Source organism: Chryseobacterium sp. MEBOG06, from assembly GCF_021869765.1.
Lineage (GTDB): Bacteria > Bacteroidota > Bacteroidia > Flavobacteriales > Weeksellaceae > Chryseobacterium.
In genome coordinates this window covers 3,667,916-3,690,672 of record NZ_CP084580.1, presented here as the reverse complement: position 1 = coordinate 3,690,672, position 22,757 = coordinate 3,667,916, and the positions used below count along the sequence as shown (strand labels likewise).

Genomic DNA, 22,757 nt, shown 5'->3' with positions numbered 1-22,757 from the left:
TTATTGGTTTTTTATTTCTTAATCAGCTTCGCATTCGCCGTTTTATTAGTATCCGTTTTTATCGTCACCAGATAAGCGCCCTGAACAAGAGCCTGCGTGTTAATCTTGGTTACTTTATTCTTTGTTTTCAAGCTCTGAAGCTGCCTTCCGCTCATATCATACAGCATAATATCAGCCTCTTTAAAGTCGAATCCTATTTCTATATAAGCATAATCGGATACCGGATTCGGATAGATCTTGATATCAAATTTCTCCATTAGCTGATCAACCTTTTTGTCTCCCAGTTTTACAATCTTCCAGTTTTCTTTGCCCAGTTCCTCAGCACTGGTTCCTGCCAGAATAATAGAGCCGTCTCTGTTCAGTTTCAGATCTGAAAGTCTCTCTTCTTTCTGTCTGGATTCTCCTTTTACATATTTTCTCCATTGTTCATTCCCATTATGATCAAGGTATAAAATCCAGAAAGTCTCGTCATTTTCTTCTATTCTTCCTTCAGCCTGCGTATATCCCCCTATAAGCAATCCTTTAGTTAGGTCCTGGTTCCTGGCTCTTGAATCTTGACTCTGAATGACACTCATTCCCATTAAGAGATCACGGTTCCCAAAATTGTAAGATTTCTGCGACTGTTCTTCTCCTCTCTCGTTTAAAAAAATCAACCACAGGTCAGTACCCTCTTCAATGCCTACCGATTTGTTTCCTGATATTTCCGATCTGGATTCACCTCCGATAATGTATCCTGTGGAAGTCAAAGCAAGCGTTCTGATGTGATCATCACCTTTTCCACCAAAGTTTTTTTCCCACTCAATTTTTCCGTTTTTATCTATTTTAAGGACGGTATAATCTCCTTCACCGAAATTGTCACTTTGTTTTTGTACAATAGTCAGGTGTCGGGTGTCGGATGTATTTTGGGCATCTTTTATGGGAGATGTCTTACCTTGTACCGCTGAACTTCTGGAATAAATTCCGAGTAAGGCTCCGCCGTCTTTCGTTGGAATCATTTTTTCAACTTCATCAAGTCCTTTTCCGCCCCAGATTAATTGGGACAGTTCTTTTCCGTCTTTGTCGAGCCTGATGATCAGGACATCTTTAGAACCGTAGCCTTTGGAAGAATTCTGAACATTTCCGGCGACTACGAATCCTAAGTCCGTGGTTTGAATAACCGCTCTGGCTTCTTCGTCAGCAGCAGTACCTAATGTTTTCTGCCAAATCTCGTCTCCAAATTCATTGATTCTGATTAACCAAATGTCTGAATTTCCTTTAGAATCTTCTTTTTTGTCAAGACCTTTTCCTGAATGCGAAGTCCCTGTGACAACGAATCCTCCTTCCTGCGTAGCGACTGTTGCAGACAGATAATCATGATTGGTTCCGGAGAAATATTTCTCCCACACCCCTTCTCCATTCTGATTTAATTTGACTAATCTAAAATCGTAACCATTATTTTGTTTGCCGCCTGAAGCCTGAAGCTTATTGCTTTGAATAGAACTTCCGCTGATCAGATACTGACCGTCAATGGTAGTAGTCACCTGGCTCAGAAAATCCTGCGTTGAGGATTTTATATTTTTCTGCCATAAAATTTCCTGGGCTGATCCCAGAATACTGCATAAGGTAAATGCACCGAGGTAGATTTTTTTCATTCCCGTGTTATTTTTTGAGTTAGTAATTAGTTAATAAAATTATGCAGATTTAACATTTTTTTAATATATTTTAAGATCATATTAATGGGATTTAATGTGAATTTTATCACCAGACTGGATATTATATTTTCACCAATCGCTGATCTTTGATGTACAAATCTATGACTGTAAAGCGACAAATTACGTCGTTTTATAATGAAATAGGCAGCATCAATTTGTTAATTCTTAAAGACAAAATTACATATCTAATCACTTAATGTAGAATTAAATTGCATTAATTTTATTTAAATGCCCTTTTCGTAAGATTGGAGTAAAATTGGTTGATAAAATAAACCGAAAGAAGAAAATTATAATAATAAAATAATATTTTTCTTCTTGTTAACCATTTGGTAATTAGCTGAATGAGGTGTTTTAGCTATACGGTTGTTGATTTTTGTGAGATCAGTTGTAAAAGGTATAGAAGTATCATACCTTGCTCGGATTTTATAGCTGAAGTACTGGATATTTTTTTATGGAAACTAATAAACGAAATACATTGAAGAGTTCATCTAAGCGATTACACCGGAACAATGATCAGTTATACTTCCTGTTGCTGAAGATAGAACATTGATCTCATTATTCATCTTTAAAACCCCCATGAAAGCAAAAATCAAAGCTTCTTTGTGGTCAATGATCTCTTTTTCGGGAAGGATCACTTCAGCTTTTGTTTTTGTTCTTATTTTTTCAATCAGAAAAGAGTTGTAAGCGCCTCCTCCGGTGATCAGGATGTCTTTTATATTATTTTTATTAATGACATTCGAAATCTGCTGTGCAGCATGTTCTGTAAAAGTAGCGAGCGCATCTGTAGTTTCTGTATCCTTGAGTATTGGATAAATATATTGATGACACCATTCTGCTCCCAAAGATTTTGGGTGAGACTGTTTATAGAAATCTAATGAATCCATTTGGTTAAGCACCTCTTTATCTACTTTTCCCTTTCTTGCCAGCTCTCCATTTTCGTCAAAACTTTTACCCAGCTGTTGTGCGAATTCATTCAGTACAATATTGACAGGAGCTATGTCAAAGGCAATTCTTTTACCATTGGATGACAAAGAAATATTAGAAAATCCTCCCAAATTAAGGCATGCAGAATATTCGGAAAAGAGTAATTCATCACCTATAGGAACCAATGGAGCTCCATTTCCTCTCATAAGGACATCCTGACTTCTGAAATCATAGATAACGGGGAGATTGGTCTCTAGTTTTATGGCCCGTCCATCTCCAACCTGCAGTGTGAATTTTCTTTGAGGCTGATGGAAAACCGTATGGCCATGAGATGCTATTACATCAATATTTTCAAGCTTATATTTTCTGATAAATTCTTTAACCTGCTGGCCAAGATAGAATCCATAGTCTGAATTCAGTTCCAATAAATCATCTGCTGAAAGATCAATAGCAGTACGGAGTCTGTTTTCCCAATCAGGAGAATAGGGAAGGGTTTCTGCTTTTAGAATCTGAAAAGTCCATTGTTTCTGTTTTTCAAATTCAGCCAGGCAGATATCCAAACCGTCCAGACTTGTTCCGGACATCAATCCAATAGCCAGCGATTTCATTATAACAGATTTATTTTTTATTTTCGGAAATTCTTTTTGAACTGAAATCTCCTGAATTATTATAAAAGGTGTATTCAGAAAAATCATCCTTGGCAGTCATACCACTGGCGCCTACCAGCGTAGAGCCATCTTCCATAGTAACATAAACCGTATCCTTGGTATAGATTCTTTTTTTTCTCTGATCCCAATAAATACTCTGCATAGCAAATTTCTGACCCTCATTTGTAGTGATCCTAACATTGCCTTTAGCTTCATAAAATTGCTTATAGTCAAAAAATTTAGCATATTTAGCTTTAATCGTTCCCGGAATTTTGGGCTTTTTCTTATCAAAAAACTCAATGTCAATTCCTTTTCTGGCCACAGTATAAGGACTGTCGATCAACTCATATTTTTCTATAATGGGAGCTTTTGCCTTTAATATCACAAACCCGGAATCACGTTGTACAATATTGGCATTATTGATCACCTGTGATGGAAAGTTTTTACTCTGATTACCTTTGTTTTTCGTAAGGTCTTCTTCACAGGATGTCAATATAAAAAATATAGCACAACTAAAAAGGCATGCTATATTTTTATATGATATTTTTTTTGAAAAATTCATTCTAGTTATAAAGACTCTTTCTGAACCATTTATCAGCAAAATTGAATCCGATTTTCAGGTTGATATAATTCTGGTTGATCAGGTTATCACTAAGCGTTCCTCTTTTACCGATTTCTAATCCTAATTCAAGCCCGCTCATTCTTGTAATACTGCTGTTTTTGAATGGAAGCATTACTCCGGCAGTGATACCGAATTTATTGATACTGTTACCATCTAGTTTAAGATTTCCTCTTTCATAGAAAGCTCCATATCTGTAGATTACTCTTGAGAAGTAGTTTCTGAAGTTATTGTAGTTAGGAAGGTACCATCCACCGGCAGAAACTCTGTAAGTATCCTGAAAATCAAAAGATTTACCGAAATAGGCGATATCTTCTCCTTTTTTATAATCAAGCTGTCCTGATAAGAACCAATGGTTTTCACTTCCATATCCTACCCCTAAAGAAGCTTGAAACGGAATAAGATTTTTAGAACTTACACTTTGTTGATCCAAGATACTTTCATCCATTTTAGTACCGGCTTTTGCATCTGCATACCTGTATGTACTGTTGGTATAATCAGTAGTTGTATTACTAGTATTTCCAAAAGTAGCTGTAGCACCTATGGTCAGTTTTTTATCAGTACGTGTATTTATAGTCTGATAACTTGTACCTAATGTAAAGTTAAAGTTTCTGATTCTGTTTGTCGTTTGATATCCATTCACATATTCACTCCCATATGCAGTAAACTCATTAAGATCACTAAGATCACCAAAATAGAGATTCGCTTTTGCTCCTACCGAGAATTCCTGATTGATCTTATAAGCAACAGCCACCTGTGCAATGTTTACAGTACCGCTTCCTTTAAAGCTGTTTTGAGAAAGAGGACTTCCCTCTGCCGTTGTTTGTTGAGTTACAATATCATAACTTTTAGAACTGTAAGGCTGATAAGAAATTCCCATTTTCACTTTTGAAGAGATAGGAAATGCCAGAGATATATTGGAAAGATACGTAGAATGCTTTGTAGATTTCGTATCGTTGAAATTCGATTTGAAATAATTGTTTTCATTGGTAGCTTCCAGTTTGATACTCGTAAGTTCAAAATTGGCATTGTTTGCCGGGTTGGCAAAATTGAAACTACTGGTAAAATCACTTATAAAAGCAGTTGATATACCTCCCATGGAAGCAGTTTCGATCGTATTATCATATTTTACATCTCCAATTCCATATGCTGCATAAGGAGAGTTGCTTAGACTCTGTGCATTCAGGAAGTATCCAGCTGATATGAATGATACTACAAAGATTTTTTTCATTCTTTATTTTTAAAACAATGCGCAAATATCTTAAATATTAATGAATTGTAAAAATTATATGTGGTTAAAGTTTGTTAAGGGCCGTTCTTTAAACGAAAAATGCAATTTTTCACCCATTAGAATATCAATTTTATTATATAAAAAAAGACTGTCTACGGCATAGAACAGTCTTTTTGATAAAGGCAGACGCCCATTATTATTTTACCTGAAGTACAGAACGGCTGTGGCTGAAACTTTCAAAACTGAATTTTCCATGATATTTCCCCATTCCCGAAGTTCCTACTCCTCCAAAAGGTAGAAAATGTGAACCTACATGAATGATTGTACTATTGATTTCAGCATCTCCGCTTGTAGTATGGTTTAAAACCTGATCAGCAAATTCCTGATTTTCTGTAAAAACATACAGTGCTAATGGTTTTGGACGGTTATTGATCTCTTCCAAAGCTTCATCAATATCATCAAATGTCATAATAGGGAGGATGGGCCCGAAAATTTCCTGCTGCATAACCTGATCATCCCAGGTTACATTATCCATTAAAGTAGCCTCGAAATGTCGGGTCTCAAGATCATATCCCCCTCCATAAACTACTTTTTCAGGGGCTGCTTCCAGATAACCTGCAAGGTGTTTAATCTGGTTCTGACTTACAATTTTTCCGATTTTTCCTAAAGACTGCCCCTCATAAATAGTATTTAAATGAGCTTTAAACTTCTCAATGAAAGCATCTTTTATAGATTCGTGAATGTAAAGATAGTCAGGAGCAACACACGTTTGTCCGCAATTGATCCATTTTCCGTAGGATATTCTTTCCACAGCCTTATCCAGGTCTGCATCTTTATGAACAATTGTCGGGGATTTACCTCCCAGTTCTAAAGTCAGAGGAATCAGTTGCTCAGCAGCAGCTTTCATGACAATCTTTCCAACATTTGGGCTTCCTGTAAAGAAAATATAATCAAAGGGAAGGCTCAGTAATAATGTGTTTTCCTCAATCGCTCCCTGAATGACTGCTACATAAGACTCGTCAAAAGACCCTTTTACAATATTTTCAAGAACTTTGGCCACATGAGGGGTATTTTCGGATGGTTTTATGATGGCTGTATTTCCGGCAATCAAAGCTCCGATAAGGGGACTGAAGGTCAGCTGAACGGGATAGTTGAAGGGACCAATAATATAATTGACTCCATAAGGCTGATAAGTCACCCTGCTCACAACTTCAGCTCCAGATGGATGTGGTTTTGAAGGTACAGGAGTAGGCTTTGCCCATTCATCAATGTTTTCCAGCAAATAATCCAGTTCACTGATGACAATCTGGATTTCCACGTACTCTGCCTCTTTTCTGCTTTTCCCCAAATCAATAGATAAGGCTTCACAAAGATCATCCGTATGAGCTAAAAAAACTTCACGAAACTTTCTTAGGGCTGCCTTACGGAATTCAATATCTTTTGTCTGATTGGTTTTGAAAAAAGCTTTCTGCTGCTGGAATATTCCTTTTATTTTATGCTCTAATTCTTTGTCCATTTGTTTATTGATTTTAAAATTTGAAACTTGATGAAATTCTAACGGTAATTTACGCTTAAATTTTCTATCACAAATTTATTGTTTAAAATTAAATTGTGTAAAATTTAATTTTACATTTTATTCTAATAAGATTATTAATATTTTCTATAATATAAAAGGTATTGCAATGTCTGGGAAAGTGGAATATGCAGTTTTATGCATTTTAACCAGACTTAATTTTATAAATTGAAATAAGATTTTTTATCTTTGAAGCATGAATTGGGAGAATATCGCAGGACAGAATAATCTAAAGAAACTTCTTAGAGAAAGCATTGCTGAAAACAGAGTGAGCCATGCCCAGCTTTTCGTAGGAAAAGAAGGATATGGAACATTACCTATGGTTTTGGCTTATGCAAAGGAGATTTTCAGAAAGGAAAATGAACATGCTGCTGCGAAGGTGGAGCATCTTAATCACTTGGACCTGCATTTCAGCTTTCCCGTTTTTACAGACCATAAAAATTCTTTAAGCAAAAATAAATTTGATGAATTCAGAGACATGATCATGGAGTCTCCTTATGCGAGCTATGATGACTGGGCGGCTTTTCTGGAATCTGAAAATAAGCAGCTCTTTATTTCTGCCGATGAGATTGATGATCAGAACCAGAAGTTTTCATTAAAAAGTTTTGAGGGAGGAACTAAGATTCTCATTGTCTGGAGAGCAGATAAAATGAATATTTCAGCCTCAAATAAGTTTTTGAAATTTCTGGAGGAACCACCTGCAAAGACAGTTATTCTCCTTACAGCTGAAAGTACAAATGATATACTTCCTACCATTCTTTCCAGAACACAGGTAGTGGAAGTTCCGAGAATTGATGACGAAGACCTTGAAAAGTATCTCAAACAAAGTCATTCTGTTGCCGAAGAAAAAGTCAGAGAGATTGTGCATGAAGCTCAGGGAAACCTGAATGATGCACTGAAACTACTGAACTCAGGAGACAAAACCAGTGAGTTTGAGCAGTTATTTGTGCAATGGGTTAGAGATGCATTTATGGTAAAGAAGAAGCCTGCCTACCTTAAAAGTATTATTTTTTGGGCAAGGGAAATAGCAGGATGGAACCGGGAAAAACAGAAAAACTTTTTGAACTATTGTTCTGAGATTTTCAGATTGGCACTCCTTCAAAATTATCAGTCGGAAAACCTGGTATACAAAAAGATTGATGTCAACGGATTCAACTGGAGTGGGTTTTCAAAATTTATCAGTGGGGCCAATATTGAAAGCATTCTGGAAGAAATCAATAGTGCTGATCTGCACTTAACAAGAAATGGAAATCCTAAAATTGTATGGACAGACCTTGGGATAAAATTATCAAGACATATTCATAAAAATACATAAAACAAAACTCCGGTCAGACGATCGGAGTTTTATTTTTTATTTCGGCTGTTAAGCTGTCTTTTTTACTTTTGCCGCTTTTTTATCTTTTTCAGGAGCATTTTCAGCTGTTTTCGACTTCATATTACAGTCTTTATGCTGTGACTGAGCACTTGCCTTTTTATCTTTTACAGCACATTCTTTTTTGTCTTTGCCGGCACAGCAGCCTCCTTCTTTAGGCTTCTCCTGAGCATACCCGAATGCAAATAAACCTACAGCTAAAATTGAGATTATTTTTTTCATAATTTTAATTCTTTAACAGTGACTCAATATAATGCTTTTTGATTTATTAACGAAAATTTAAAAAAACATTAAAATAGCTAATGTTTTTTTTCGTAAATTCATATTTGATTGTACTATCGTTACCAGCTTATAGAAAGCGTCTCTTATTTACCATAAATTAAATCTATATTAAAAAACCAATCAATCGTTTGATTTGAATGAAAACTTGTGTAAATTTGCGCCCTGAAAAATGAGTAATGACATGATTTCAAAAGAAGAAAATATATTATTCGCCGCCGAAAAGCTTTTTGCTGAAAAGGGGTTCGAAGGAACTTCTACCCGGGAAATAGCCAAGGCAGCACATGTAAATATTTCTATGATCTCGTATTATTTCGGTTCTAAAGAAAAACTTTATGAGAAACTAGTGGAGTACAGAATGAATGAAGGACAGTTTTTTTCAAAAGATATTTTAGAAAGAACTGATATGAACGAATGGCAAAAGATGGAAAGGGTAATAGATCAGTTTTCTCACAAGATAAGAACTCAAAAATGTTTTTACAGGATTATGCAGAGAGAACAGCTGCACACTAAAAATCCTCAGATTGTAGAGTTTTTGAAGCAGACCAAAATGGGATTTCTTTCTATGTATTCGCAAATATTGGAAAGTGGTCTCAAAAATGGAGTTTTCACGAAAAATCCTCCCATTTATCTGCTTCATTCAACGGTGAGCGGAACTTTATTTTATGCATTCAACGCTAAAGAGATGTATAAAGAATTCCTTAATGATACTGAAGAAGAGAGCGTTTTTGACGAGACATACTATACAGAACTTAATAAACATATAAAATATTTACTAAAAGACCTTTTAGGTTATGAAGAGAATAAATAACTCAGTGATTGCATTATCACTATTCGTAGGAATAGCAAATGCAAATGCTCAGGAGAAAAAGACACTTTCTCTTGATGAAGCTGTGCAGCTGGGAATCCAGAACAGCAAGAATCTTAAGATCGACGCGGCCAAGATCGAAGAGGCTACGGCTGATCTTCTGGAAGCCAAAAACAAACAGCTTCCGGAATTGAAAGTCTCTGGGAGCTATATGTATCTTCCCATAAAACCAAATGTTGATATCAAACTCGCAGGACTTTCCGGGGGAGCAGGAGGTCCGGATATTCATCAGGTAGCTTATGGTTCGGCGAACCTTAGCGTTCCGATTTATAGTGGTGGAAGAATCAAATATGGTATTCAGTCTGCTAAATATTTAGTGGAAGCTTCAAAATTGAGTACGGAAAACGATAAAGTAGCTATAGCTTATAACGTTGCCCAGGCTTATAATAATCTGTTTAAAGCCAATCAGTCTATCAAAGTTTTTGAAGAAAATCTGTCAGCTTCTCAAAAAAGGGATGAAACATTTCTGAAAATGGAAAATAATGGATTGATCGCAAGAAATGACAGATTAAAGGCCAACCTTCAGACCTCGAATATTGAACTTCAGTTACTGGAAGCTAAAAACAACTATAATATCGCCAATATCAATATGGACTTATTATTAGGGCTGCCTGAAACTACAGAACTGGAAGTTGATCAGAATTATATTGAAGAAGGTTCAGACGTAAAACCTGTAAGCTTTTATGTGAACGAGGCCAGAGAAAATCGTAAGGATTTACAGGCCCTAGTTCAGCAAAGAAAAGCTGCAGAATTGGGAACAAAAGCAGCAAAAGCAGAAAATCTTCCCTCAATAGCTTTTACCGGAGGATATGTAGCAGCAGACATTCCTAAATTTCTTACTGTTTACAACGCTGTGAATTTAGGAGTAGGTATTTCTTACAACTTATCCAATATCTGGAAAGAAAACTCATCATTGAGACAATCACAGGCCAGAGAAAAACAATTGGCAGCTACAGATGAATTGCTGAATGATAACATTAAACTGGATGTCAACAGAGAATATCAGAATACAGATTACTCCAGAAAGAGAATTTCTGTTTTTGAAAAGACAGCGGAGCAGGCTAATGAAAATTTCAGAATTACAAAAAACAAATACGACAATGGTCTTGCTACCATGACAGAATTATTGGATGCAGACGCAGCTCAGATTGCAGCAAATGTTGGTGTGATTAATGCAAAGGCAGATGCTGCATTGGCCTACAGAAAATTATTACAGACAACAGGAACTTTAACATTTAAATAAACTTAAGAACGATACCAACAATGGAAAACAATAATACACAAGCGGCTGAACCTAAAAAGAAAAAAAGTTTAGTCTTTCCAATAATTTTGGCGGTTGTTTTAATCGGTGGAGGAATCTACGGTTATAGAGCTTACTCTTACGGACAATATCACGAAGAGACTGATGATGCTCAAATCGCTTCAAATATGTCACCTGTTATTTCTAAAATTTCAGGATATATAACTCAGGTTAAAGTAAAAGACAATCAGTTTGTGAAGAAAGGAGATACTTTGGTTGTTTTAGATAACAGAGACCAGAAAATGGCACTTGAACAAGCTCAGGCAGCTTTGTCTACAGCTAAAAGTAATATTTCAAATGCAGAGGCTTCTACCACTGCTACTTCAAAAAATATAAGCTCTTCTGAGGCTGCGGTAGTAACTGCCAACGCTCAAATAGAGGCTGCAAAAGTAAATGTCTGGAAAACAACTCAGGATTTAAAAAGATATGCAAACCTTGTGAAAGACCACTCTATTACAGAACAGCAATATGAGCAGGCTTTAGCGGCAAAACAAACAGCTGACAAGCAATTACAGGTTTTAGTTGACCAAAGAAATCAAATTGCTCAGCAAACTACTATTGCATCATCTCAAACAGCTGCAAGCTCTCAGCAAATCAGTGTTGCAGGTTCTGTAGCTAAGCAAAGAGAAGTAGATGTAGAAAATGCTAAATTGAATTTATCATATACTGTAATATTGGCATCTGAAGACGGATTCGTTGGGAAAGTTCCTATCCAGGCCGGACAATATTTACAAGCTGGATCACAGTTGTTTTCTTTAGTTAAGGACGACCAGAAATGGGTAGTTGCTAACTTTAAAGAAACTCAGGTTCATAAAATGGTAGAAGGACAAAAAGTGAAAATTGAAATTGATGCATTCCCTGATAAAGAATTTGAAGGAGTAGTAAGTTCGTTTTCTCCGGCTACAGGTTCTACATTCTCTATTCTTCCTCCGGATAACGCGAGTGGTAACTTTGTAAAAGTAGTTCAGAGACTTCCTGTAAAAATAGATTTTGTAAACCTTGATAAAGATATTGCAAAAAAACTGAGAACAGGAATGAACGTGAAGGCAGAGGTTGCTTTGAAATAGTATTCATGTATTGGCGTAATATGTATTCAAGAATGATTTAAGTAATCTGGTAACTCTTTCAAAGAAATTGGTTTTATCAGAATTTAAATTATTGATACATTTTACATTACATTGTACATTTTACAAAATTTTTACATCAATACATTGTACAAAAAATTATGCAAGATTCATTAGTAGAATATGGAGCCCGAAGAGTGATCATCACGATCACAGCGATTCTTTGTGCTCTGCTGGAAATTGTGGATTCCACGATTGTGAACGTTGCCCTGAACGAGATGAAGGGGAATCTGGGCTCTACACTTTCCGAAGTGGGATGGGTAATTACGGCTTATGCCATTGGTAACGTAATTATAGTACCAATGACGAGCTGGCTTTCCCAGCAGTTTGGGCGTAGAAATTACTTTGCAGCTTCTATTATCATTTTTACTGTATTTTCATTCTTATGTGGTAACGCAGATAATATTTGGGAACTGGTATTTTTCAGATTATGCCAGGGAATTGGAGGGGGAGCCTTATTGGTAACTTCGCAAACAATCATTACAGAATCCTATCCGATTGAAAAAAGAAGTATGGCCCAGGCGATTTATGGTTTGGGAGTAATTATCGGCCCTACTTTAGGTCCGCCTCTTGGAGGGTATATTGTCGATAATTATAGCTGGCCATATATTTTCTATATTAATATTCCAATCGGGATTGCAGCGACTTTGATGACACTACAGTTTATAAAAAGTCCAAAATATGCTGAAAAACGTAAGGTATCAGATGTAGACTGGTTAGGAATTGCTTTATTGGCAATTACGGTGGGATCATTACAGTTTATTCTGGAAAGAGGACATGAAGAAGACTGGTTTGCCAGTGGAATGATTGTGACATTTACAGTAGCAGCAGTATTAGGATTTATATTATTTCTCTGGAGGGAGCTTACATTCAAGTACCCTATTGTAGAGCTGAGGGTTTTAAAGAACGGAAATTTACGGATCGGAACCGCAATGTCCTTTGTATTAGGATTTGGTCTGTATGGGTCTACATTTATAGTTCCTTTATATACCCAGAGTATTTTGGGATGGACAGCTTTGGAATCAGGAGCATTGATGATTCCAGCTGCGTTGACAACCGCCTTTATGATGCCTATTATTGGTAAGCTCCTTTCCAAAGGAGTGAAACAGCAGATTTTGGTTTCTTTAGGACTGTTTACATTCTTTGTTTATAGTTTCTGGGGATATAAAATTCTGACTCCGGATACCAGTAAAGAGGCCTTTTTCTGGATGTTGATGGTAAGAGGAGCCGGATTAGGATTGCTGTTTATTCCAATCACATCCTTATCGCTAAGCACCTTGAAAGGTCAGGAAATTGGCCAGGGAGCCGCATTTACGGGAATGATGAGACAGTTGGGAGGATCTTTTGGGATCGCAGCAATTACAACCTTTATTGCGAATGCCAGCCAGAAATACAGGGTTAACCTGATCTCCCATCTGGACTCCAACGATTTTGATGTCCAGCAGAGATTAAATGCATTGAAAGCAAGTTTTATGGCTAAAGGGATGACTCCCGATGCTGCCATGAATGCCGCCTATAAAATGCTGGATCTTACGGTCACCAAACAGGCAACGGTACTTTCCTATATGGATGTTTTCCTGTATTTAGGAGTTGCATTCTTAATCTGTATACCGTTTATCTTATTTATTAAAGAAAGAAAGAGTAAAGAAAAAATAGATTTAAGTGAAGCCATGCACTAAATTTTTAATTAAAAACCTTCGGAATTTCCGAAGGTTTTTTTATGGGTGGGTATAGTGGATTTCTATAAAGTATTAGAAGCCAAGTTGTTTATTTTAAATTTCAGACCGATTTCTTACAATAAAAATAATATCACTTATTGGAGAGTTTATTATTTTTTATAGCTTTACAGTACCAAATGAAAAAATATGAATAGACTTCCTCTCCCTCAGACGTCCTTTTCAAAAGGCACAGCCAGAATAGATTTTTTGATTCTTGTGTGAACATAGATTTTAGTATACAGCACTTTGTGCTCATTATCCCTTTATTTTATGTGAAGGAAAAATTCTCAGTTTCCGAAGAAAGAGCCATAAGCCTTTATTCATTTATATTACTGATCCTAACCATGACTATGAAAACCTTACAAAATATTAAATATGAATCCAATACAACTACCGGAAACCTATGTGGCATTATCCGATTTCAGAAAACATGATGTATATCTGCCTGAAATGAATCAGAACCAGATTATTTCAGATTTCTTTCCGGGAACTTTTACTGAACTTACCCAGCGTCTTTCAGATATTACAGGAGCTTTTTATGGAGGTATGCTTAAGCAGGCAGGAAAGCTTTATGGAGATGAAGCTATTGAGCAGCTTTCCAGTGCTTTTATGTATGATCTTGGATCAGGAATGGGCATGAGAATACTGAAAGCAAAACCAGATCTGAAGCCCGGAATCCCGGCAGTTGCAAAAATACTGATAGGAGCTATTTTTACATCCAGTCCCGAATATAATTTTGAATTTAAAGAATTAAATGACCACAGAGGCAAACTACTGATCAAAGGATTTGACCGGTATCATAGAATTACACATAGTCTGCAGATTGCAGACCAGTTGAAATGGCCGGTTATAAAACCTTTTATCCATGGAGTTTGCGATACCATGGGACTGGATGTTTTTATTGATGCAAAGGTGCTGAAACTTGATACGGACAGCTCGTGTATTTACGAGATTACCGTTTCGAAAAGTTGAAAATTGAAATTGAAGAGCTGAAAATTTAAAACTTGAAGCGATACACTTTAAATCGCATTATCACCCATCAACAGGAGCGGACTTTAGTCCGCTTTTATTATGAATATCTCATCCAAATGGCTCCATCCGAAATTTAAAATGCAGATGATCTCCAATCAGTCTTTCATTACCTATTATCAACCATTTAATTATCCACTTTCAATTATCCAATGACAACTTTCAACTTTCAATTCTATCAAATTTTCTCTATCCACTCAATACCACTGATATCAATCAGTTTTATCGAGTGAATTTCACTTTTCAGAATAATATCATCAATACTGATTGTCACATCGGCTTTAGCTCCCAGTGGAATTACCAGGCTGTGTTTGCCGGGCTTTACTTTGGCAACGTAGTGATTTCTTATATTTTCTTCAGAGAGTTTTGAAAGGTCCTTTTGAAAAAGTTCCTTTACTATATTTCCATCTTTATCCAGAATTTGAATTCCTATTAAAAAAGAACCATAAACGTCTGCCCCTTCAGTCCTATAAACTTCAAATGTTAAATCCGAATTGTTATGCGAGATATTTGAAATTTCCAGCTTTGGTTTTACAGACTTATTATGAAGGGTTCCCCATACCCCTCCATGGAAATATTGATTGGTATACAGAGTAAGTCCGAATATGATAAATGAACCTGCCAAAACAAGACCTTTAGGATTTGAAACAGGTAAACTTCCTGACCCCATCCATTGAAACCATTTTGTTTGAGTGAAACTCCTGTTTTTTTTCATGAAATAGTAATCAAGAGAATAAGGTCCGCTCCCTGTAAGAAACAAAACAAAACCTCCTGCAATCCCAAGAACACCTATCTGCCATTCATCTACGCAGGTTGTCCCCAGCCAGCCGGAACCTAATAAAATTCCCAAAGCAAGACTGAAAATCCCGATACTCATCAGGCGGGTAAGCAACCCAAGAATAATAAGAAGTCCTACGACTGCTTCAATAATAGTGAACATCATCATCGACTGCTGTAAAGTATCCGGGTGCGTAACCAGATATTCGATGATGGGTTTAATTCCTAATGCATTAGGTAAAAAATGATTGAATTTTTCTCCGATATATCCCTTTTCATCGGGAATAAGTTTGTTTTCAAGTATAAGTCTGCGCCAGAAAGCTGAAAAGTAGGTCCATCCGATAACCATGCGGAGGGATAAAGTATATAATCCGGCCAGGTCAGAAGACTGGCTGTTCATGCTATGTTTCATTGAAATTAATATTGTATTGTAAAAAACTGATTTTAATCTGATTTAAAAAAAATTAAACCAGGCTTACTTTCAGTCTTTTAAACAGAATATATTTCGGAGGACTGTTTCCCGTGGAATGCCCTGAATAATCATTGAATAAAATCTTCTCTTCTCCGGTGTTTTCTGCAGCAGAATTAAATTGTGAGAAATCCCCTTTGTATCTGTGTTGAACTCCAGCTTTTGACACAGAAATGCTGGAGGAAGCAGAAGCCGCATCGCAGCCAAAGGAAAACGCAGAGGTTGCTTTTACTTTATTCAGGCCACTGATGTACTGAATGTCAAAAATATCAAGAACATCCCTTTTCAGAGAACATGGTGATAATGAAAACGCCAATATTAGCATCGTGACGACAGCTTTATAGGTTTTCATATGGAGTCCTGATTTTGACATTATTACAAAACTACACTTTATTTTAATGTAAGCTTTATAAATTTAAAAAATTCATCCTGCTGATCTACAAATAAGTAATGTGAACAGTTATCTATAAGCTTAAAATTACCTTTTCCAACTATATTTTTAAGGTCATTCAATTGTTTTTCGGAGAATATTCCGTCATTTTTGCCATAAATACAGAAGATAGGCACTCCTTTTCTTTTAATCTCCTTTAAAACAGCAGTATTATCAAGATTGTTCAGAGGTTCATTCTGATAAAATTTGGCTGGCGAATCAGGATTTCTGATATTGTTTTTATAAAATTCACCAGCCTCATATTCTTCCCTTAAATTTTCACTTTCGGGAGTAGGAGAGGGCATCTTGAAGAAATTCATTTTACCTGCAATTTCATAACATCTCTTTCTGTAAGCTGCAGTGTTTTTATCCAGCCTTTCTATTTCTGAAATTTCTTTTAGCTGGGCAGGATCATTTTTGAAGTATATTTTTGCTTCTTTTAAAATATGATCATAGGTTTCCTGCTGAGTAAATAAAGCTCCCGCAAGAGTTAATGAGCTTACTTTCTTTGGAAACTGACGGGTAAATAAAGTACCTATGATCCCTCCAAAGCTATGGGCAATAATATGGGCCTTTTTGATTTTATACTTGATATAAAGCTGATTCAGATCTGCAAAACTTTCTTTAAAGGTCATGGTAGCATTCTCATCTTTTGAGCGGCCTTCACCACGACGGTCATAAACGATCACATAGAAACCTTTTTCAGCTAGTTTGGATGCCGTTGTTCCCTCAAATAAAGTAGCATTCCCACTTGGACCGCCATGGATAAAAATCACCGGAGGATTCTGAGAATTCCCATACGCTTTGGAATAAATGGTCTGTGCCTGACAAAAAATGGAGAATATGGAAAATAGAAAAGCTGTAAAAAATTTCATGATCTTAGTTTTGAGTTTTCAAAACTAATGATTATTATAAATAAGAGAACTATCGTCTTACTTAATTAATGTTAAATTTTAAAGATTAAAAACACTGCTGACTAACAGTTGTCAAAACCGTACCTTATCTTTATGCTCTGAAAGTTTTTAAAACAGAAATTACAATATGGACACCAATAATTTTGAAGAGATTATCAAACGATCTTTACAGATAAGAGACGAGTATCATCAACTTGAAATAAAAAGTAACGGAAAAGAGTGGACGCTGGAAGAAGATGCACTTGCTTATCTTACCGATGCCGGATTGGTAGGAAGAAATGTAATGTCACATCAGAAAACATGGCTGAAAAAAGATTCGGCAGAAGAACTTGAACATAAATTAGCAGAAAATATCTGGTGGCTGATTGTCCTGGCAGACCGAACAGGAATTGATATGAAAGAAGCCCTGGAAAAATTCTTAACCAAAACAGAAAACCTATTTCCATGAGTTATTGCTTAGCTATAGAAGGAATGCAGCCTGAAAGCAGAAGAGAACTGCACAAAAATTACCACGACAATTATTATGGATTTCCGATTCATGATGATAATGAATTGTTTGGAAGACTGATTCTTGAAATTAATCAGGCAGGATTAAGCTGGGAAACCATTTTAAAAAAAGAAGAAAGCTTTCGAAAAGCCTATGACAATTTTGATATCCATAAAATAGCAGCGTATACAGAAGAAGACCGCGAAAGGCTTCTGAGCGATAGCGGAATTATCAGAAATAAGCTAAAAGTAAATGCTGCCATAGAAAATGCCAAAACCATCATTGAGCTGCAAAAAGAATTCGGTTCATTCGAAAAATGGCTGGAACGTCATCATCCTAAAACATTACAGGAATGGATGAAGCTTTTTAAAAAAACATTCAAATTTACAGGAGGAGAGATTGTAAATGAATTTCTGATGAGTACCGGATACCTGAAAGGGTGTCATTCCGAAACTTGTCCTATTTACTTTAAGGTATTGGAAAGTAATCCATTATGGAATACTATAGAAAACAAATAGAAAAACTGATCAATATATAATTTTAAATTTCTGCGGAATGATAATCGGACTACCTGACTAATTCGTATATTTTATCATTCCGTAGAAATCTCAATTCTTTGGGGATTCTCTGAAGTCTCTTTTATAAGTTCTTTATGTTCTTTTCCCCATTTTTCAAATTCCAGAATAATAGGACCCAGTTTATAACCGATTTCTGTAAGCTCATATTCTACGCGTGGCGGAACTTCTGCATAGACTGTTCGGGTAATAATTTTATCTTCCTCCAGTCTTCGAAGCTGAAGGGTCAGCATTCGCTCTGTAATGTTATTGAGTTTTTTCTTCAGTTCACCAAACCTCATCTTTCCGTTGATCAGATAACAGCAGATAGCCAGAGCCCATTGCCCTCCGATAATATTGGAAGCATAGATCTCAGGACATTCATCAGCAAGGGCTTTTTTATTGGCAAAATTGGTGGATGTTTGCTTTATTTTAGTCATTACTTACATTTTTTATAGTACCATACAATTGGTAGCTAATGTACGAAATGTAAGTTACATGCAGTAATTTTGCATCAGAAATTTAAACATAATGAAGACGTTAATTATTGTTACACACCCTGGAATTGAAAAATCTGTTATCAATAAAAGATGGATTAAAGAACTGCAAAAAAATCCTGAAAAATACACTGTTCATCAGCTCTATAAAGTCTATCCAGATGGGAAAATCAACGTAGCAGAAGAGCAAAAACTAATGGAATCTTATGACAATATTGTATTCCAGTTTCCTTTTTACTGGTTCAGCAGTCCGCCGCTTTTGAAGCAATGGCTGGATGAGGTTGTGCTGTATGGCTGGGCGTATGGCAGCGGCAGTGGTTTCAAACTGGCAGGAAAGAAAATGTCTCTGGCGGTTACAGCCGGAATTGACGAAGAGGGCTACAGCGCTTCCGGAGAATATAAATACACAATGAAAGAACTGTTCCGGCCTTATGAACTGACCTTCGATTATATAAAAGCAGACTATAAAGAGCCTTTCGTCTACTACGGAATTGAAAGAGATTCTTCTGATGAGTGGATTGAAAAAAGTGTTCCGATGTATCTTGAGTTCCTGGATACTTTGTGATGATATGAAAAAAGAGTTGGAGTATTGAATTTTCGATACTCCAACTCATTTATTCTTTCAGCAGCTATATCTTTTTAATTTTTTTCTGCATTTAAGACCCAATTAATCCTTTTTTCGGCTTCTTCTTTTGTAATCCCATTATAAAAATCGTGTACAAAGGGATGCTCATAATCCTGATGAGGAAAGACAAACGGACGGCCAATAGTATTATTTACCACAACAGTTGTCGGTATACTTTCCGGGAAATCGTAATCCGGAAGATACGTGGAAAGCCATCCGAAATATTCAGCTTCAAATTCTTTATTGTCATAATTTTCTACATATTCGTTGAAGCTTTTCTCACTTAGCGAAACCCAGATACCATAATCAAGATCCCGGCAGTCATCAACAACTTCCTGTATCAGAACGGCTCTCACAAACCGATGAGTATGCTCAGTTTCTTCAACCACACAAAGATCAGAAGTCAGCTCATTGTTTTTCTGTTCCTCTTCTGATAAGCAGGTGTAATAGTAAGGAGAATTGTAGGCCAGCGCCGGCCAGTCTTCTTTTTCTTCCCCGCAGCATTCACAGATGTATTTCATAGCTGTATTTTATTTATAATGTTGATAGAATTTATTATCAAAAAGCTCAGCAGGATCATATTTTCTTTTCAGCTCAAAAAAAGATTCAGCTTGGGGATATACCTTTCTCATTTTATCTTTTCCGATATGAAGACGGTAGGGAAGATAAAAAGTACCTTCATTTTTTATAGCCATATCTACCAGATGATTGGTGAGTAATCTCATGGCATCTTCCTGCTTTACCGTTTTCTTCTGATTGAATAAAAATACAAAACCAAATACATTTTCTCTGGCATAGTTCATATAGCTGTCTTCATCTTTGTTCACCGCACGAATGGTTATGTTAAGCAGGTCCATCCCGGAATTTCTCAGAATGGGTTTAATGTCTTTAATAAACTGATTGAAGTTTCTTTCCGGAATAAAATATTCCTGAAGAAGATCTGTAGAATTGGGATCTTTGTTTTCAATAAGGGATACGTGGTCATTCAGAAGCTCGTTTCTGGAATAGACTGCATTTTTGGTCATCTTATTCATTCCGGTTTCCAGATCCCATCTTAGCCTTTTTCCGTATTCGCTGTTTACAGTACTTCTGAAAACAAGGCGTTTGGTTTCTGCATTTTTAGCATTTTGAAGAGGAAGTGGCAGCGGTTTTTCATTTACTTTTTCAAAATAATTAATGGTAGCTTCCTCAAGAAAATGTTTGTCGGAAATTCTTAACCTTCCAAAAACCAGATTGACATTTGGGTTTTCGGAGATAAATTTTTTATAATAATCCGTATAATGATCGGCACTTAAACGCACATACTTATATTGAAGTGCAGTGTTGTCAACCACTTTTAAACGAATATCGAGAATCACTCCGAAAAGTCCGTATCCGCCAATAACGAGCTTAAAAAGCTCAGGATTTTCTTCCCGGCTGCAATTGATAATCTTTCCACTTTCGTCCATTAAGGTAAAAGATACCACACTTGAAGAAATAGGAGGAAGGTTTTTCTGCCATCCGTGTCCGTTCACACTAATAGAGCCGCCTACCGAGAATGAGCTGAAAGCCTGCATTACAGAAACAGTTTTTCCGTATTTATCAAGATATCTGATGGCATCTTCCCAAAGAGCTCCAGACCCGATTGTAAGAATATTGGTTTTCTCATCCAGTTCCATATGTTTGTAAGGAAGCATATTCAGAAGAATTCCATTCGGGTAAATAGTATGGCCGCCCATACTGTGCTGAGCTCCGGCAATGGAGATTTTCAGGTTCTTTTCTTTTGCATATTTCAGGATCTGGCGAATTTGATTTTCGATTTCCGGTTTGGAAGAAGGTACTTTTATAAGAGTATCTATTTTGGTTAAATTCAGCTGGCTGGCATCATTGGTATAACCTTTGGGAATTTCATTTTTAAAATCAGATTCACTCCATTTTGTCTTAAGGACATGAATAATCGGAATAAAAATGAAAATGACGATTGCTGCAACCGCAAGTATAAAAAAATGTTTCTTTTTCATGGATATATAAAAAGCTAAAATACTTAAAAGTCCTTATCCCACCGTTGGGGTATCCTCTTCCTTAAGTATTTTTTTCTCTTTCATAGAAAGCATCATTCGCTCATACTTATATTTTTCCCAGTCAAATTGATTGAGAAAGTCAAGGGCCGCCTGAAACCCTTTGTTGAAAAGTTCTTCCTTCTCTTCTTTTTTCATAAAGAAATTCAGCCAGCTGCTGGTACCACAGTTGACGGTCTGTATGCTGTACAACCTGTAGAATGTATGCTTGGTAAGGAACGTTTTATCATTGAATCCTTTTAAAGTACTGATGATGTTTCCGGCATAGCTAAAAGGACTTTTTAGGATTTCTTCACTTGTTTTTCCTTTTTCAGAAAGCAGATCAGAATCATTGGTAAGCTGTACCCCGAAAAGAGGTAACCTGGGATAGAAAACTTCATCCGCATGAAAAAGATCAATAGGAAAATTCGAAATGCTTCCGCCATCAATGAAGATTCCCACGGGGTTGATCTCATTTTGTTTTGTATTCATCCAGTATCTCCATGCATATTTTACAGAATCTTCTTCTTTATTGATCACTTTTTGAAAGGGTTCAAAGAAAAAAGGAACAGACATGGAAGCTCTTACAAAATCTGCCGGGCTGATATGTTTCAGCTCCTCTTCAGACCAGTACAGATTGGCCATTGTGGGAAGTTCCACTTTTATTTTAGCATTGATGTCGGTTGTAATAACAATGTACTCAGATCGGAGAAGATAAAATGGATTGTTTTTGTAGTAATCATTATTGACAGCACTTTCGTAGAAAATCCTATATCTCGTCTGGTCAATATGCTCCTGGTTTTTAGTTTTTATCTTTTCTATGCTTTGCAGAGCCATTGTATAATATTCCTGACCGTTTCCATATCGGTAGCTGAGGTTCAGATCCCATTCTTTCCGAATGAATTTTTCGTTAAGGCTGGCAACGGTGTCTATTCCAAAGCCTTCCAGTGCACTTTTCATGGTGTTCTGAAAAGTATTTCCGGGATTGAGCCCGCTGTTCTCTTTTCTGAAATTGTTGTATAGTTTTTGAATGCAGAAAAAGAGCATAATAGCCGGAACCAACGGAATTAAAAACATCAGTTTGGCATTCAGAATAGTTTCTGAATGAGTGACAAAAGGAATACTGATAAGGATAACAAAAAATGCTACAGCTATAATAGCATTGATTTTAAAGAAATTTTTATTATTCAGTATCGCATGAAGAGTAGTTTTTACATAGGTTTTCCCATCCATAAAATCCGAAAAATCCCAATTGAAAAGAATCTCTTTAATTAATTCGCTTTTCGGCTCCTCTTTGGTTTTACAGGCTGCTATAAGCACCGTATTAATAGCTCCGGCACTGGTTCCTGCAATTTTCAAAAAACGGATTCCAAAGGTTTCTAAACCATAAAGATAACCTACCAGTGCACTTCCCCAGACACCTCCTCCTTCCTGTACAAATTCTATATACTGATTACCATTTGCATCCAAAAGATCAGAGAACTCTTTGGAGGAGATGTTGAGATGCAAAGCAGCAAGCTTTTCTTTAGAAGCCTCAGAAAGGGAATCATCTTCCAGAATTTTATTAAGATCCTCAGTTTTCATGGTATTTTG

At 36.3% G+C, this 22,757-nt stretch carries 22 protein-coding genes; 9 read left to right on the top strand and 13 right to left on the bottom strand.

Translation table 11 applies throughout. The features are described from left to right. Window positions 1-11: 11 nt before the first annotated feature. From LF887_RS16885 to mdlD, 5 genes are all read right to left on the bottom strand, one after another. Entirely contained in the window at window positions 12-1,631 is a 1,620-nt protein-coding gene (locus LF887_RS16885) for a T9SS type A sorting domain-containing protein (RefSeq protein ID WP_236855426.1), read from the bottom strand. Window positions 1,632-2,179: 548 nt separating this feature from the next. After that, the gene (locus tag LF887_RS16880) at window positions 2,180-3,223 is read right to left on the bottom strand and encodes an anhydro-N-acetylmuramic acid kinase (RefSeq protein WP_236855425.1); all 1,044 of its coding nucleotides are present in this window, start codon (window positions 3,221-3,223) and stop codon (window positions 2,180-2,182) included. 10 nt (window positions 3,224-3,233) lie between these two features. Further along, the gene (gene lptC / locus LF887_RS16875; RefSeq protein WP_236855424.1) at window positions 3,234-3,824 is read right to left on the bottom strand and encodes an LPS export ABC transporter periplasmic protein LptC; all 591 of its coding nucleotides are present in this window, start codon (window positions 3,822-3,824) and stop codon (window positions 3,234-3,236) included. A 1-nt stretch (window position 3,825) separates the two neighbouring features. Further along, on the bottom strand, window positions 3,826-5,112 hold the full coding sequence (locus LF887_RS16870) for a hypothetical protein (RefSeq protein WP_236855423.1): 1,287 nt from the start codon (window positions 5,110-5,112) through the stop codon (window positions 3,826-3,828). A gap of 196 nt (window positions 5,113-5,308) precedes the next feature. After that, window positions 5,309-6,628 carry an NAD(P)-dependent benzaldehyde dehydrogenase MdlD gene (gene mdlD / locus LF887_RS16865; RefSeq protein WP_236855422.1) on the bottom strand — a complete coding sequence of 440 codons (1,320 nt, stop codon included), beginning with the start codon at window positions 6,626-6,628 and terminating at the stop codon, window positions 5,309-5,311. A gap of 253 nt (window positions 6,629-6,881) precedes the next feature. On the opposite strand from mdlD, the gene LF887_RS16860 reads away from it, so the two are divergent. Then, window positions 6,882-8,000, top strand: coding sequence for an ATP-binding protein (locus LF887_RS16860; protein ID WP_236855421.1), 1,119 nt, complete (start codon window positions 6,882-6,884; stop codon window positions 7,998-8,000). Window positions 8,001-8,048: 48 nt separating this feature from the next. On the opposite strand, the gene LF887_RS16855 is transcribed toward LF887_RS16860, so the two are convergent. Further along, a complete protein-coding gene (locus LF887_RS16855) occupies window positions 8,049-8,279 on the bottom strand; it encodes a hypothetical protein (RefSeq protein WP_236855420.1) in 231 nt (76 codons plus the stop codon). Between the two features lie 229 nt (window positions 8,280-8,508). Here LF887_RS16855 and LF887_RS16850 point away from each other — a divergent pair, with 229 nt between their 5' ends. The 5 genes from LF887_RS16850 (at window position 8,509) to LF887_RS16830 (ending at window position 14,318) form a co-directional block, all read left to right on the top strand. Further along, window positions 8,509-9,147, top strand: a complete 639-nt coding sequence (locus LF887_RS16850; protein WP_236855419.1) for a TetR/AcrR family transcriptional regulator — start codon at window positions 8,509-8,511, stop codon at window positions 9,145-9,147. Beyond that, a complete protein-coding gene (locus LF887_RS16845) occupies window positions 9,131-10,447 on the top strand; it encodes a TolC family protein (protein ID WP_236855418.1) in 1,317 nt (438 codons plus the stop codon). The genes LF887_RS16850 and LF887_RS16845 overlap by 17 nt, the downstream gene beginning before the upstream one ends. A gap of 20 nt (window positions 10,448-10,467) precedes the next feature. Beyond that, complete coding sequence (locus LF887_RS16840) at window positions 10,468-11,571, top strand: HlyD family secretion protein (protein WP_236855417.1); 1,104 nt, start codon at window positions 10,468-10,470, stop codon at window positions 11,569-11,571. A 158-nt stretch (window positions 11,572-11,729) separates the two neighbouring features. Further along, window positions 11,730-13,307 (top strand): DHA2 family efflux MFS transporter permease subunit, encoded by a 1,578-nt coding sequence (locus tag LF887_RS16835; protein WP_236855416.1) that lies wholly within the window; start codon window positions 11,730-11,732, stop codon window positions 13,305-13,307. Between the two features lie 414 nt (window positions 13,308-13,721). Beyond that, entirely contained in the window at window positions 13,722-14,318 is a 597-nt protein-coding gene (locus LF887_RS16830; RefSeq protein ID WP_236855415.1) for a hypothetical protein, read from the top strand. A gap of 235 nt (window positions 14,319-14,553) precedes the next feature. Here LF887_RS16830 and LF887_RS16825 read toward each other — a convergent pair whose 3' ends face one another. The 3 genes from LF887_RS16825 to LF887_RS16815 are packed head-to-tail and all read right to left on the bottom strand — an operon-like array spanning window position 14,554 to window position 16,926. Next, window positions 14,554-15,564: a TQO small subunit DoxD gene (locus LF887_RS16825; RefSeq protein WP_236855414.1), complete on the bottom strand. Its 1,011-nt coding sequence runs from the start codon at window positions 15,562-15,564 to the stop codon at window positions 14,554-14,556. A 52-nt stretch (window positions 15,565-15,616) separates the two neighbouring features. Continuing rightward, window positions 15,617-15,973, bottom strand: coding sequence for a hypothetical protein (locus LF887_RS16820; protein WP_236855413.1), 357 nt, complete (start codon window positions 15,971-15,973; stop codon window positions 15,617-15,619). A gap of 38 nt (window positions 15,974-16,011) precedes the next feature. Next, window positions 16,012-16,926 (bottom strand): alpha/beta hydrolase, encoded by a 915-nt coding sequence (locus tag LF887_RS16815; protein WP_236855412.1) that lies wholly within the window; start codon window positions 16,924-16,926, stop codon window positions 16,012-16,014. A gap of 166 nt (window positions 16,927-17,092) precedes the next feature. Here LF887_RS16815 and LF887_RS16810 point away from each other — a divergent pair, with 166 nt between their 5' ends. Both LF887_RS16810 and LF887_RS16805 read left to right on the top strand, forming a co-directional pair. After that, window positions 17,093-17,413: a MazG-like protein gene (locus LF887_RS16810; RefSeq protein ID WP_236855411.1), complete on the top strand. Its 321-nt coding sequence runs from the start codon at window positions 17,093-17,095 to the stop codon at window positions 17,411-17,413. Beyond that, a complete protein-coding gene (locus LF887_RS16805) occupies window positions 17,410-17,970 on the top strand; it encodes a DNA-3-methyladenine glycosylase I (RefSeq protein ID WP_236855410.1) in 561 nt (186 codons plus the stop codon). Before LF887_RS16810 ends, LF887_RS16805 begins: the two co-directional genes overlap by 4 nt. A gap of 74 nt (window positions 17,971-18,044) precedes the next feature. Here the strand turns inward: LF887_RS16805 and LF887_RS16800 are convergent, their stop codons facing one another. Then, window positions 18,045-18,446, bottom strand: a complete 402-nt coding sequence (locus tag LF887_RS16800) for a winged helix-turn-helix transcriptional regulator (protein WP_236855409.1) — start codon at window positions 18,444-18,446, stop codon at window positions 18,045-18,047. A gap of 91 nt (window positions 18,447-18,537) precedes the next feature. Here LF887_RS16800 and LF887_RS16795 point away from each other — a divergent pair, with 91 nt between their 5' ends. Continuing rightward, window positions 18,538-19,068 carry an NAD(P)H-dependent oxidoreductase gene (locus tag LF887_RS16795; protein ID WP_236855408.1) on the top strand — a complete coding sequence of 177 codons (531 nt, stop codon included), beginning with the start codon at window positions 18,538-18,540 and terminating at the stop codon, window positions 19,066-19,068. Between the two features lie 74 nt (window positions 19,069-19,142). Here LF887_RS16795 and LF887_RS16790 read toward each other — a convergent pair whose 3' ends face one another. From LF887_RS16790 to LF887_RS16780, 3 genes are read right to left on the bottom strand one after another with little or no spacing between them, the layout of a single operon-like run. Further along, the gene (locus LF887_RS16790) at window positions 19,143-19,649 is read right to left on the bottom strand and encodes a DUF2199 domain-containing protein (RefSeq protein ID WP_236855407.1); all 507 of its coding nucleotides are present in this window, start codon (window positions 19,647-19,649) and stop codon (window positions 19,143-19,145) included. 9 nt (window positions 19,650-19,658) lie between these two features. Continuing rightward, window positions 19,659-21,128, bottom strand: coding sequence for an FAD-binding oxidoreductase (locus LF887_RS16785; protein WP_236855406.1), 1,470 nt, complete (start codon window positions 21,126-21,128; stop codon window positions 19,659-19,661). A 33-nt stretch (window positions 21,129-21,161) separates the two neighbouring features. Continuing rightward, window positions 21,162-22,748, bottom strand: coding sequence for a patatin-like phospholipase family protein (locus LF887_RS16780; protein ID WP_236855405.1), 1,587 nt, complete (start codon window positions 22,746-22,748; stop codon window positions 21,162-21,164). Window positions 22,749-22,757: the final 9 nt, after the last annotated feature.

Coding starts and splice junctions, on each gene's coding strand:
- LF887_RS16815 (WP_236855412.1), bottom strand. CDS start 16,926: ATGAAATTTTTTACAGCTTTTCTATTTTCCATATTCTCCATTTTTTGT.
- LF887_RS16795 (WP_236855408.1), top strand. CDS start 18,538: ATGAAGACGTTAATTATTGTTACACACCCTGGAATTGAAAAATCTGTT.
- LF887_RS16790 (WP_236855407.1), bottom strand. CDS start 19,649: ATGAAATACATCTGTGAATGCTGCGGGGAAGAAAAAGAAGACTGGCCG.
- lptC (WP_236855424.1), bottom strand. CDS start 3,824: ATGAATTTTTCAAAAAAAATATCATATAAAAATATAGCATGCCTTTTT.
- LF887_RS16860 (WP_236855421.1), top strand. CDS start 6,882: ATGAATTGGGAGAATATCGCAGGACAGAATAATCTAAAGAAACTTCTT.
- LF887_RS16885 (WP_236855426.1), bottom strand. CDS start 1,631: ATGAAAAAAATCTACCTCGGTGCATTTACCTTATGCAGTATTCTGGGA.
- LF887_RS16785 (WP_236855406.1), bottom strand. CDS start 21,128: ATGAAAAAGAAACATTTTTTTATACTTGCGGTTGCAGCAATCGTCATT.
- LF887_RS16880 (WP_236855425.1), bottom strand. CDS start 3,223: ATGAAATCGCTGGCTATTGGATTGATGTCCGGAACAAGTCTGGACGGT.
- LF887_RS16825 (WP_236855414.1), bottom strand. CDS start 15,564: ATGAAACATAGCATGAACAGCCAGTCTTCTGACCTGGCCGGATTATAT.
- LF887_RS16855 (WP_236855420.1), bottom strand. CDS start 8,279: ATGAAAAAAATAATCTCAATTTTAGCTGTAGGTTTATTTGCATTCGGG.
- LF887_RS16835 (WP_236855416.1), top strand. CDS start 11,730: ATGCAAGATTCATTAGTAGAATATGGAGCCCGAAGAGTGATCATCACG.
- LF887_RS16870 (WP_236855423.1), bottom strand. CDS start 5,112: ATGAAAAAAATCTTTGTAGTATCATTCATATCAGCTGGATACTTCCTG.
- mdlD (WP_236855422.1), bottom strand. CDS start 6,628: ATGGACAAAGAATTAGAGCATAAAATAAAAGGAATATTCCAGCAGCAG.
- LF887_RS16830 (WP_236855415.1), top strand. CDS start 13,722: ATGAATCCAATACAACTACCGGAAACCTATGTGGCATTATCCGATTTC.
- LF887_RS16805 (WP_236855410.1), top strand. CDS start 17,410: ATGAGTTATTGCTTAGCTATAGAAGGAATGCAGCCTGAAAGCAGAAGA.
- LF887_RS16810 (WP_236855411.1), top strand. CDS start 17,093: ATGGACACCAATAATTTTGAAGAGATTATCAAACGATCTTTACAGATA.
- LF887_RS16800 (WP_236855409.1), bottom strand. CDS start 18,446: ATGACTAAAATAAAGCAAACATCCACCAATTTTGCCAATAAAAAAGCC.
- LF887_RS16845 (WP_236855418.1), top strand. CDS start 9,131: ATGAAGAGAATAAATAACTCAGTGATTGCATTATCACTATTCGTAGGA.
- LF887_RS16820 (WP_236855413.1), bottom strand. CDS start 15,973: ATGAAAACCTATAAAGCTGTCGTCACGATGCTAATATTGGCGTTTTCA.
- LF887_RS16840 (WP_236855417.1), top strand. CDS start 10,468: ATGGAAAACAATAATACACAAGCGGCTGAACCTAAAAAGAAAAAAAGT.
- LF887_RS16850 (WP_236855419.1), top strand. CDS start 8,509: ATGAGTAATGACATGATTTCAAAAGAAGAAAATATATTATTCGCCGCC.
- LF887_RS16780 (WP_236855405.1), bottom strand. CDS start 22,748: ATGAAAACTGAGGATCTTAATAAAATTCTGGAAGATGATTCCCTTTCT.